Source organism: Streptomyces sp. NPDC047315, from assembly GCF_040643215.1.
Classification (GTDB): Bacteria; Actinomycetota; Actinomycetes; order Streptomycetales; family Streptomycetaceae; genus Streptomyces.
Map to the genome: position 1 here is coordinate 18,569 of NZ_JBEYTZ010000026.1, position 13,672 is coordinate 32,240.

The window sequence follows — 13,672 nt, forward strand, 5'->3', positions numbered from 1 at the left end:
GGCCGGGCTTGCACAATTGTGCAAGAACGATCTTGAAGGGGCGCTGGGGCTCAGGGCGCGACGCTAAGGACCTGCGGTGTGCATGGTCCGCGGCATGCTGAATCGTCCCGCCGCTGCCCGAGCTGAGTCGCAGGTCCAGGGTGCCCTTGAGGCCAAGGCCGCACGCCGCAAGTGGAACCCTGCCCTGCACCCGCGCGACAGCAAGGGCCGATTCATCGAGACCGGCGGAACCGTCAGGCTCTGGGGCGGCAAGCACGCGCGCGTCGTACGGGCCCTGCCCAACAACCGGATCCTCGTCCAGGACCAGACCGGCCCGAACGAGTTCAACGGCCAACGGCACACCGTCAGCGCCCAGTGGGTGTCCATGGTCGCGCGGCCCGACGGCACCGCGCCCACCGACAGCCAGGAGAAGGTCCAGGAGGAGGACGAGAAGCGGAGACGCGACCCACGCCGCGGCAACGGGGTGGCCCGTGACGACGACGGCGACCCCGCCACCCCCAACGACCCCCACGACACCGACGACCGCGGCCGGCCCATCGGCACCGACGACGACTCCGACGGCCCGGGGGACGATGACCAAGACGAACCTGCTGACGGCCGGCATCCCATCAACGTCAGCGCGTTGCCCAATCAGCGTCACCAGGCCGGCCGCTTCCGCGACACCGCGGCCCTGCGTCAGCACTTCCTCGACCTCGCGGAACGCACCGGGCAGAAGCCGGCGATGGCCCAGTTCCTCCGCTCCGTCGCGGGCGACGACGACATCCTCCAGGCCACCCGGAACGGCGATCTCATCGCCCTCCGCGACGACTCCACCGGCCGCTGGTACCTGACGGCCACCGGCACCGGCGAACGCATGGACGGCGCCGGTGACTTCGCCACCCCGCGGGAAGCCCTCAGCTTCGGAGAGCACCTCAACCGCAGCACCCGGCCACCCGCGAACGGCGCGCCACGCCGCGGTTTCGACTTCTCCGCCCCCAACCTCAACGAACTCGCCCAGACGTGGAGATCGAGCACGGGCGAGAACATCCAGGCCGCCATCCAGCGGGCCCGCCAGGAGTTCGACGACTCCGCCGCCCCGGCCGGCAACGACAACACCCCAAGCGGGGTGAGCCCTGGCGACCTCACCCCGGGCGACCGCATCAAGGTCACCGTGAACGGCAGCGACATCGAGTGGCCCGCCAGCACCCGGGACCAGACCATGCCGGACACGGTCACCGTCGAGGGCACCCTTGCCCCCACCTACGACAGAACCAAGTGGGCGCCCCTGCTTGACGCCACCCTGACCGCCCCGGACGGCACGGTGCTGGCCTCCGGGGACAGCGTGCGCATCATGCGGATGCCGCGCCAAATCGCGGTAACCGGTCACACCGACGGTCACACCCCCGAGAAGGTCCGTGCCGACCGCGTCCGTGTCGGCGACGTCGTCGCGGGCGGCGAGTTCGGCCACGTCATCACCGCAGTCCGCCGGTACCCGGGGGGCCGTATCTTCACCACGCGTAGCCTCGGTGGCCGCCACGAACCCCACCAGTTCGGGGCGGACACCGGCGACACGATGAACGTCATCCCCAGGGCCCGCCGCAGCCCTGAAGACGTGCTGCGCGACACCCCGACCCACGCACAGCAGCACCCCAACAGCAGCGACGCTAAGCGCGCGGCGGCGGCCATCCTCAGGGACTGGGCCACCATCAACGAACGCGCCGAGGAGCAGTGGCCGGACGGGGCCCCGGAACAGTTCCGTGCCCTGGCCCAGCACATGCAGAACGTCACGGACACGCCCAAGGGCGCCGACGGCTACCAACAGAACGCCGAGGCCATGCGCAGCGCCCTCGCCGCTCTCGACGAGCTGGACACCGACGGCTTGGACGATGACATGCTCCAGTCCCTCCACCAGCTGGAGGAGGGCCTGGACGCCAACGCCGATCGGTTCGCAGCCGACTCCCGCGCGATCACGGACACCAAGCGGAAACGCGCCGCCGCGGCGGCGCCCCCCAACGCTGCGCCGGCCGCCGGTGGCGACGGTCCTCAGAGACAGCGCCGAGGCGAACAGGAAGCTCCCGCGGCCCCGCCCGGCGCTCCTGCGGGCGCGACGCCGGCGCCGGACGCCGGGAGCACCGCCGCGGAGGGCCAGGAGGGCAACGGCGCCGTCCCCCTCACTCCTGACGAGGTGAACGCGCCGGCTGCTGCTGCTCGCGCGGCGAAGGCGCCGTCCGCCATGCAGGACGCAGAGATCCGCGACGAGATCGTCTCCCTGATGGAGCAGGAGATGGTCGGGGAGCTGTCGGGGAGCGACCGCACCCGCATGCAGGTCCTTGAGGCCGAGGAAGCCCGGCGCGCCGGCCGGAAGCCGAAGGAGCAGCCGAAGCCGAAGCGGTCGAAGCCCGCTGACGCCCCTGCGGGCCTGTTCGCCGCCGGCCAGGACGAGCGGCAGCCGACGGCAGCCGACCCGAGGAACCCGTTCGACCGGCCAGACGACGAGTTCGGCACCCCGGACATGTTCGCCGCCGCCGAGGGCCGCGACACGAGCAGGCTCCGCCCCGTCCAGACCCGCGCCCCACAGGACTTCCAGCCAGGAGACCGGTTCGTCGACGCCGAAGGCCGCACGCACACCGTGGCGCAGGACCCGGTGCGTACCAGCCAGGGTCGCATGCGCGTCGTCACCGAAGACGGCCGCGAGCACTTCCTCACCCCTGACGCCGCGCTGCGCGTGTTGGCCCCGGACGAGGATCCGCCGAAGCTGCCGGAAGGCGACACGCCAGAAGCCGGGCCGGGTAACGGCGACGCCTCGCGCACGTCCTCCACGGGCCAGGAGCCGCAGGCGGCCAACCCCGCGAAGGGTGACACCCCTGCGCCGGCTGGGGGTCCTGCCCCAGAGGGCGTCGGCGCTCCGACCAACGGACAAGCCGCGTCCCTCGAACCACAGCCGGAGGGCACCAGCACTGTTGGTGATCGAGACCCCACCTCGATGGAGGCTGAGGAACTAGCCGCCGAGATCGAGGCCCTTGAGGAGGTCACCCCTGCCCTGGCGGACTCCACTGACCCGCTGGAACTCGCGTACCGGCTGCGCGCGGAACGTCGGCTGTGGGCGCTCCAGCGGGAGGAGGCTGACCGCTGGGAACGGGAACCGAAGCGCGATGCCCAGGGGAACCTGGTTGAGCCGTCCCGCGGCAGCATCCTCCGTGATCGGGTGACAGGTCACGGCCTGAAGCGGGACGAGGCGCGCGGTGTGGTCGCCGCTGTGGACGAACTGCCGTCCGCGAAGCAGGGCGGCTTCACGGATGCGGAGTGGGAGGAGATCGAGGCCGAAGCATCCGCCGAGGAGGAGTATCCGCCCACAGAAGAACAGCGGGTGATCATCGAGGGCGCCGCACGGCGTGGCCTGGACATGCGGGTCATGGCGCTGGCTGGTACCGGCAAGTCGACGACGCTCAAGATGTTGTCGCGGCGGATGCCGGGGAAGCGGATCCTCTACCTGGCCTTCAACCGGTCGGTTGCCGACGAGGCGATCGAGGCGCAGCAGCGCGGTGAGTACGCAAGGAACCTCACCCCGACCACGGCCAACGCCTACGCGAACAGCATGGTGGACCGGGATCTGCTGGACCGGCTGAAGTGGCCGCGTCTCAACGACCAGCAGATCGCCGACCGGATGAGATGGCGCGGGCTCGTTCCGGCCGGTGGCGAATCGCTGTCCCCGCGCCGCGCCGCGCACTACGCCAACAAGTTGCTCGCCGAGTGGGTCAAGTCCGACGACACCGACTTCGCTGTGCACCACCTTCCCGAGGAACTCCACGACCGGGAAGCGGTGTTCGCTGCGGTAAGACCCTTGGCTGAACGGATGTGGGCCAACCTCACCGATCCGAAGGCGAAGGACAAGGAACGCGATCTTCCCCTGTCGTTCGATCACACGGTGAAGATGTGGGCTCTCTCGGGCAGGGTGCCGGATACGGACGTGCTGTTCTGGGACGAAGCGCAGGACGTGAACCCCGTCATGGAGGGCATCGTCCGCAACATCCGTGCCGCTGGCGTCCAGATCGTTGCAGTCGGCGACTCCAACCAGGCCATCTACGGGTTCCGCGGTGCGACCGATGCTCTGGGGCGGCTGCCTGCGGACGCCACAGCCACCCTCACCCAGACGTTCCGCTTCGGTGACGCGGTCGCCGACGCCGGCAACCGCTTCCTGCGACTCGTCGGCAGCCGGATGCGTCTGAAGGGCTGGAACCGAAAGGACTCACGCACCGGGGAAATCACCCCGGGCGACGAGACCATGCTCATCGCCCGGACGAACGCCGGCGTCGTTCTCGGCGCTGTCGAAGGGCTCCAGGCCGGACGGAAGATCGCAGTCTCCGGCGGGCTCAACGACCTGCGGAAGTTCCTGGAAGCGGCCGAGGCGCTACGCAGCGGCAAGCGCACCACCCACCAGGAACTCGCCCAGTTCAACGGGATGGACTGGGACACCATCCGAGAAGAGGTCTCTGGGGACAAGGACCTCAAGCAACTCGACAGCATGTTCAAGCTGATGGATCGCCACAGCGACAGCCTTGACGCGTTGCTGGCCGCCGTGCGTCTGCCGCGCCCGCTGGTGCAGGACGATGGCGAGCACCTGTGGGTGAAGCTCTCCTTCAGCGACCGCAACTTTGAGAGCACGAAGGGCTGGCTCAAGCGCCAAGGGTTCGGCTATGACGATGTCGGCAAGCGGTGGGGCTACCCGCCGCCGAAGAAGGGCGGTCATGCTTCCGCGCAGGAGCGCGCCAAGGTCCTGCAAAAGGTCGAGCAGTACATCGCCGACCGGTACACGGCACCCGCCACCGGTAACGGCGGGCAGGTCGTCGATCAATCGGCCCCACACGACCTTCTCGTCTCCACCGCTCACAAGGCGAAGGGGCTGGAGTCGGAACGCGTCCGGATCGCCGACGACTTCTTCACCCCGAAACAGACCCCGGAAGGCGGCATCGACTGGGACACCATTCCCAGTGACGAGGAGCTGCGCCTGGCCTACGTCGCGGTCACCCGCGCGACCGACGTCCTCGACACGGGCTCGCTGGGGTGGGTCTTCGACGCCACCGCCGACGAGGACCCCCTGAAGGAACCCGATGGCGACTACACCAGGGACTGGGAGATCGGCGACTTCCGAGCCGGGAGGAACCTGACCTTCTGGTCCGAGGATGGTGAAAGCCTGAACGAGGGCACGGTCACCGCGATCGACGGCGCCGGAATGACGGTACGTAGGCCCGATGGCCGCACCGAGGACATCACTCCCCACCAAGTCGCGCGCCTTGAGGGCGAGGGGAAGCCACGCCTGCCTGTGGCCAGCCCTGAGGAACTCGATACGGCTCTGCGCAACGGCCAGTTCGTTCCGCCGCGTGGCGGCACCGTCCGCCTCTCACAGGACGAAGTCCGCGAGACCCTCGACCGTATCCGTCCCAAGCGTGTCGGTGAGGGAGGAGACGGCGGCCTCACCGGTGACGACAAGGACGAGGCCAGCGGCGAGAGCGCCTCCGGCGCCGTGAACGCTGCGGCCGATGAGACCGGGGTCGCTCGCGCGCTCCGCGACCGGCTGCCCGACCTCCCGAGCCTGCCGAAGCTCTCCGGCCTGTCCCGGCAGGATAAGGACGACGTCCGCCGTATCCGCGGGGACTACGCCCAGGTGCTGGAATCCCTCAACGGCATCCTCGCCGGCGAGCCGCCGACCGGCGACGACCGCGAGGACCTCCGGCGCGTACGAGAGAACCTCGGCTACATCGCCCAGCGGCTGGACCGGGACCTCCTGCCCGACTCTGACCAAGCGCAGACCGTACGCGGGGCGCTGTACGACCTTGGTCAGGATCTCGACGGGATGCTGGCGGCGCTGCCCGACCGGGTCCCTGAGCCGCAGGGCGCCGGCCCCAACGGCGGCACCCTGTTCCATCCGTGGGACCTTCAGTACGACGACCTGGTGCGGTTCGACGCAGAGAACCCCGCCGACCGCGCCCGTGGGCTCGCCCCCTACTTCGGCTTCTTCCGCCAGGCGGCGTCGGCATCCGGCGACCTCGGCCGCACCCTGGTCACCTACCAGGGCCGCAGGTGGAACGACGACCGGCAGCAGTGGGAACCCGAGCCCATGCAGCACACCGTCACCATGCCGCCCCGCGGGCTCATCGAGCGGTTCACCGAGGAGCAGTGGGACGCCTGGCGGCGCCCCGAGGCCCAGGAACCCGACGTTCCTGAGAGCCCGAAAGCACCGGCCCCGCCGATCCGCGACGCGTCGCCGCGATCGATGAGCGACGAGGACATCACCGCCGAGCTTGAGGAACTACTGGCGTGGCAGCGACGGCACGTCAGCTCTGGGGGAGAGGGCCCGCGCGTTGAGGGAAACCTCATGCTCGCGATCATGCCGGTGGCCAACCGGCGGACAAACCTGCACGAGGAGCAGCGCCTACGCGAGGTCGCCCGAGGAGATCGGGAGAGGGAGGAGCGGGCGAAACAGGAACGGGCCGCGGCGCTGGCGCGCGTCGAGTTCGGCCGGCGGAACGCGGACGGTGCCTATCCGGTCGTCGTCGACGGCGCCGACGCCGGCACCGTACGCCAGCTCGCCCGACAGTGGGATTGGACCAGCACCGACGGCGACACGTCTCCGGACCTCCACAGCAGCCGTGCCAACGCTGCGGCTGCCCTGGTCGCCAACATCGACATCCGCCGGGAGAACGCGGCGAACCGGGAACGGCAGGAGCAGGCGCGCCGCGAGACGCCCGACGGCTGGGTCCTCGGTGACCGCGCGGACGTCGCCGAGAACGACATCATCCGCCTGCCCATCACCCAGAACGACCGCGACGGCCGCCCGTACCCCGTGGGCTGGAGGCAGCCGGTCCGCGTGGACAGCGTCCGCCGGGACGACGACGGGTCGGTGAGCCTGTCCGTCTCCAACCTCGACGGCTCCCGCTCGGACAACAGCTACGTCTCCCTGAGCCGTCCCGACGACACCTTCGCCTGGGCCAGCGACCGGACCCGGCCGGAGCCGACCCCTGCGTGGCGGTACGAACTCCGCGCGCGGATGGCCGACATCGGCGACGACATTGCGACCCTGCGCAATCACGCGGAAGGGATCGACGACCACGACCGCATGCGGCGCCTTCAGGACCTGATCCAGCGCCTTGAGGAGGGCAGGAGCGACAACTTGCAGGCGGACCTGGGCACCGTCCGCGACGAGACCGCGTGGCTTGAGGAGCAATTCTCGAACCCGGATCTCCCCTACGAGACGCGGAGCTACAAGTCGTGGGCTACCGCCGCACACCGCAAGGCACAGCGGGCGCTCGACTACCCGGACTTTCAGCAGGGCCGCAGCAGCAACCCGGCGGACGCCGGCTCGGGCCGGGACGGTGATGCTCAACCGGATCGTGGCGCGGCGCGTACCGCAGGGGCTCAAGGAGGTCAGGACGAACGCCGCGACGACGACGGTCAGGCGGGCAAAGACGACGAAGAGCAGACCGGCGTCCCGGGGGGCGACGACGAGCAGCCGGCAGACGACCAGCGGGACGAGGAGAGCCGCCGCCGGCGTCGGGGCCGCGGCGGGGAGCCGGGCGGTGAAGGCCCCGGTGCGCCCGAAGGCCCTGACAACGGCGACGACGGGCCCCTCGACGACGACCAGGACGAAGAGGAAGGCGATGACGACGAGAGGCGGCGCAGGCGCCGGCGTCGGCGTCGGGATCGCGGCGGCAACGGTGGGCCCGGTGGAGGCGACCCCGGCCTGCCGCACCTGAACCTGCCGAACGCCGGCGCCCCGGACTCGACCGGCGGCGGCGACGGGAGTGGTGACGAGGGCGGTGACGGCGATGGTGCGGGCCTTGGCGCCGGCGGCCGGCGCCCCAGCGACACGGACTCCCTGCGCAACGCCTGGCGGAACGGCGAAGGTCTCACTCCAGCCGAGGACAGCCCCGAGCGGCGCGCTGTTCTCGCTGGGCTCGCGGACCGGGAGGGCCTCGCTCTGTCCCCTCAGGGCGGCCTGGCCACCTACCCGCAGACGCAGCCCGACGGTACGACGCTGTGGCGATTCGTCCAGGCCCGCAACGGCAGCGGTCTGCCCGGCATCACCCTGACGTCCGACAACGCCGACGACGCGCTCACCCTCGCCGGCCGGTTCGAGGATCTCGCCGACGAAGCCGGCGACCCGTTCGACTGGCACCAGGTATGGGACCCGGCGAGCGTTGCCGCGTGGCGCGACGGGGAAGGCCGCAACCTGCCCGAAGCGCTCCGCGCGGTGCGGGACGACTTCGTGCAGGAGCGCGCCGGCGCGTTCACGCTGCCCGCCGACCTCACCACCCTCAGCGATCCCGAACTTGAGGCCGCGTTCCTCCACGGCCTGGGACCGGAGGACGAGCAGCGGGTGATTGCCGAGATGGACCGTCGGGACGGCTACGTCGACACGCGTGCCCGCGGTGCCGTCCCGAACACGCCGCCGGCGAACGCGGCGGAGGCGCAAGCCCGAGGCCGCGCCTTGGACGAGGCGCTCCGCTTCGGCGGCACCGACGTCACGCGGCCCGTGCCGGCCGCACCTGGGCGGCTGCGCCGGGAGTTCGACGCGCTCGACGAGGAGAGGTTCCAGGCCGCGACGGACGCCACCGGCGGGCGCCTGCTCAGCCCTGAGGCGGAGGCCCAAGGCGTCGACCCGCGGGAGGTGTTCTCCGGCCGCAGGTACACCAACCGGCAGGCCGCGGCGCTGGCGTCGCCCGAACTGCGCCGCTGGATGGAGGGCGACGGCCAGACGCCGGGCAACGGCCGGCTCACGTACCAGCAGTACCGGCAGCGGGAAGCCGATCGTGTCCTGCGCGACGAGTTCGCCGACTGGGACGAGGCGCGCTACCAGCAGGCCCTTGCCGCCACGAACGGCTACTTCTTCCGGCGCGAGTACAAGCACGGGTTCACCGACTTCACCGAGCGGGAGCTGTTCTCCGGCGGCAACCTGTCCGCGCGCGACCGGTGGCGGCAGTATGCGAGTGACGAGCTTCAGGAGTGGTTCGACCTCAACGGTGGCCGCCAGACGTTCAGCCAGTTCAAGCAGGCCCGCCGCGACGGCGACCGCGCCGAACGGCACCAGCACGAGGACGAGCAGAACCGCACCCCCGAGAGCACCGGCACCGACGCTGCGGCGTGGGCTGCTGACGTTCCCCCGCCGACCGTCTCCCTCGACGGCGAACCCGAAGAGGACGCAGCCTTCCGCTTCGGAGGCCGCGACCGGATGCAGGACTTCGCGGGCCGCGCCGAACTGCGTCCCGCGGGCGACACCGAGACCGTGTGGCTCGGCGGCCGGCAGATCGGGGCCATCGCGAACATCTACCAGGCCACCCCGGACCGGGAACCGCGCTGGGACGCCCGGCCGATCTTCGGCACGGAGCAGGATCGGAGCAGCCGCTCGTACAGCAGGGACACGGCCATCGCGAACCTGGTCGTCCAGGCCCTGAACGACGGCCCCGCCGACCCGGCGAACCCCAGCGACCGCGTGTGGGACACCGTGACGGCACACCTGGCCAGCCAGGCACGCGAACTCCCGGGCCTTCCGCCCTCCCTGCGGGACGACCCGGAAGCCCGCGCCCGACACGACCGGCTCGCGGCCCTGATCGACGCCTTCCGAGCCGGGCAGTCCCCCAGCGGAGACCTGCGCCACGACCTGGCGCAGGCCCGAGACGACCTGGCGTGGCTACGCGACACCCTCGACAGCGAGGCGGGCGGCGAACAGGACGCTGTACGAGATCTCGACAGCCGCGCCCTGTGGGCGGGCCGCCTGCGTGACGGACTCGCCCCAGAATCCGACCTCGAACGGTCCCGCGGCAACGACCCGAAGAACGAGGACGACGCGCCGGCACCCGGCGCGCCGGCGCCGGACGAGTCCGTGAAGCCTCCGGAGCCCGCGCCACCCGCGGCATCCACGCCCGAGCCGGAACCGGACCCGGAACCAGTCGGCGGCCTGCCCGCCCACTGGGCCCGTGTCGCGGACCTCGTCCCCGGCGACATGGTCCGCATGACCGGCACCACGAAGAAGGGCAAGGCAGTCCAGCGCGCCGGGTACGTCGCCGGCACCGGCCCTCAGCTCGTCGACGTCACCCGCCGCCACCGCACCGAGCAGATGTGGCGCACCTGGGTCACAGAGCACCCCGACGGCACCGGCGCGGCCGGGAACATCTACACGTCCGCGAACGCCACGGCAGCTCGTGCTGAGGCGCCGGAAAGCACCGCGCCCGGATCACCGGCCAGCGGCGCGCAGACCTCGCTCCGCTCAGGCGACCTGCCCAACCGGATCCCCACGGACCGCGACGGCCGCGGCCTGTTCCCGGGCAGCACCGTCACCGGCGGCGGAGGCAGGGAGGGCACCGTCACCGGCGCCACCGACACCACCGTGGCGGTGCGCTGGACCGACGGCGACGAGGACACCGGCCTCTCCCCGACCACCCTCACCGTCACCGACGGGCAGCGCCCGGACGGCTGGACCCCCGACGGGCAGCGGGTGACTGCGTCGCACGTCGTCAGCGACCCCGACGGCACGCTCCTTGGCCCCGTCGACGACGTCGACGGAGACAACGTCACCATCACCACCGCCGGGGGGACCATCACCCGCAGCGCCGGCGAACTCCGCGTCACCGGCGAAGTCCGCGACGCCGCACCGGATGCGGAGCCCGTGGCCGGCATCGACGAGCCCGTGGCCGGAGACCTCAAGGACGGCGACGTCGTCCTCCTGGACCTCGACGGCACGCCGACCACCGTGGCGATCACCAGCCCGCCCAGCCGGAACGGAGACCGCGTCACCTTCTCCTACACCGACACCAGCACGGGCGAGATGGGAGAGATCGACGTCGACGCCCGGGCCGTCATCCCGCGCGCACAGGGACCCGACGGCAACGCGCCGAACCTCGGGCCGGACGACGCCCCAGGGGCCAACGATGACCTGGTCGTCCACCCGCCGCCACGCACCGTGAACCCGGTCACCGGCCCGCCCCTCGACCCAGAGCTCACCCCGCGCAGCCGAGACGTCATCGGCGACCACGCCGACGGCCCGGACAATGACCCGGCCGCCCACCAGGCCGCCGTACGGATCACCGGCGACCTGCCCATCACCTCGGAGCAGGCCACCGCACTCGCCGCGCAACTGCGGGCGTCCGCCGACCCGTCGACACCCGAAGGCCGTGCCGCCCTGCGGGCCGCAAACCAGCTCGAACGCGCGGCCGGCCGCACCCCGCCGCCCGACCTCAACCGGCCAACCCCGGCGACCGTGGCCACCCTCACCGACGGCGACCTGGTTGCGCTCCCCGACGGGCGCGATGGAGAGCTGAAGGTCTACCGCGTCGTGGACGTCATCGACGCGCCCGGCGGTATCCGCAGCCTGCACCTGGAGGACGAGGAAGGACGGCGTCACCACCGCATCGAGCACGGCGCGTTGCCCGTGTGGCTACTCCCCGAGGCTGCTCCTCCACCGGCTACCCCGCCGGCCCCCGACGACACCAACACCCCGGACCCCGCCGACACCCAGGCCCCTTCGAGCGGCCCCGAACTCCCCGTCGCCCGGCTCCTTCCGGGGCAACTGCGCGCCGGCGACGTCATCGACGCGCCCGTGAGCCGGACCGGATACCAGTTCAACGGACACCGCAGGCTGACGATCATCAGCGAGCCGCAGCACAACGGCTGGTGGATGCAGCTCACCGGCATGGACGACAACGGCAACGTGCACGACTTCGGGCTGCACAGCGGGCGCGCCGTGAGCGTCTACGACCGCAACCGGCCCACCCCGGCCCTCCCGCCCATCGGCACACCTCGCGACCCCAACCAGACCCCGCAGCAGGCCGACGTCGACCGCATCGTCCACGACCACGCCCGCAGCTTCGCCGCCCGCATCATTGAGGAGGCCATCGCGGGCACGGAGCCGGCCGGCGACATTCACGCCCTGCGCGAGCAGATCGCCCAGCGCCTCACCGCCGAAGCGCTGCGGGAAGCCCGCCAGACCGTACGCCGGGACGGGAACGCCACGCTCGACGCCGCAGGGCTCACCGGACGTGAACGCGCCGCCGCCCAGCGCCGGCTCCTCGAGGCCCGCAACCAGGCGCACACGGACACGGTGCGGGCAGCCCTGCGCACCATCAACGACCTCGAGCCGCTGCCGGACGAGAGCCGTGAGGACCTCGCAGCCCGCGCCCGTGATCTCCTGCGCCTCATCCCCGAGCAGACCGCGGCCCGAAGCCAGAGGACGGCCCCCGACGCTGACCGGGCCGTCACCCGGGCCGTCACCCGACACACGAACGACGCGGTGAACACGCTCCTGGCGCAGCTCCAGGCCGGGGGCGTGAACCCGGGGGACGCCGAGCGGATCGCCCGCATCCTTACCCAGCAGATGGCGGGGTCCCGGCAGGCCACCGCCCGCCGGATCGCGGCCCGCGTCGCCGCGGCGAACCCCACCGCCGGGCGGCAGCCCGGCCTCCTCGCCCGGATCGTCGCCCTCCTCGTCCGGATGGCCAAGCGCTTTGCGCTGCTCGTTCAGGCCGCCGCCCGGAAGATCGCCGAGAAGTACCGCAGCGCCCGCGAGCGCCTGCGGCGCCTCCGCGCGTTCCTGGGCCGCATGGCCCGCCGCGTCCGGCAGTGGCCGGAGTCTCGCCGACTGGCACGCCTGCACCGGGCGGTGAACCTGCCCGACGCGGACGGCGATTCGCTGGCCGGGCGGATCTCGCACTGGGCCGGGCTCATGCCGGAGCCGGGCCGGTTCGGTCAGTCGCAGCGCCGTGTCACCTTCTGGCGGCCGACGACGTGGGCACGGCTCGCCGCGGGCCGGCTCCCGGACCGCTCGGACCGGATCCGGTGGACCCCGGACCGGGCGGCCGACGGCGGCCCCGGCCTCACCGGGCTCCGCCATCTGGCGGCGCTGCGGGCGGCCGGCAGCGACGTCGACCAGGACGTGACCCGCCGTCTGGCCGCCGCTCTCGGAGACGACTTCGACGACGACCCGCACGGCACGTTGCAGCACGCCGACGACTACGTTGCCGCCAGCGAACGGCGCGTCGTCAACCTGCAAGCCGCCCGTAGCAGCGGGACCATCCCGGATGACGCCGACCTCGAGATCGAGATCACGGCGGCCCGCGCCGAGCTGGCGTCCGCGCGCCGGGAGTACGAGGACCTGCGGGCCCGGTACGCCGCCGCGGTGCCAAACGCTGTGGCCGCGGCCCTGGCCGACATCCGCGACATGGGCCCGGCGGGCACCTCCGCACTCGTCTTCGGCCCCGACACCGACCCGGACGCCGAGCGGGCCGTACGGGGAGTGCAGCAGCTCATTCCGCGATCGTGGCTCAACACGCCCGAGGCGCGCCGCCTGACGGCCGTGAGCGGCTCCCAGGGCCGCTACGAACCGGGCGGGCAGCGGGTCACCGTCGCGGACCTCGCCGACGATGGGCTGGGCACCGCCGGGTACGCCCTGGCGCAGCACTTCGCCCGGCACCTGGGCGACTTGGACGCGGCACAGCGCGCGTTCTGGTTCACCCAGACACACACCGGCCGGCCGGGCGCCCGCCGTATGCGTAGGAGTGCGCTCTACTGGCTCCTGCGGCGGCAGCAGACGCAACCGGAGACCGGTGACACGCTCGCCCGATCCATCCAGGCAATGTTCAGCGGCGACTGGTACCAGGACGACGACCTGCGGGCGTTCCTCCTGGGCCTGATGGCCACGCGATAG

General features: G+C 71.9%; 1 protein-coding gene. It reads left to right on the forward strand.

The features are described 5' to 3' along the window. Positions 1-94 precede the first annotated feature (94 nt). Positions 95-13,672, forward strand: coding sequence for a UvrD-helicase domain-containing protein (locus ABZ842_RS27180; protein WP_361541970.1), 13,578 nt, complete (start codon positions 95-97; stop codon positions 13,670-13,672).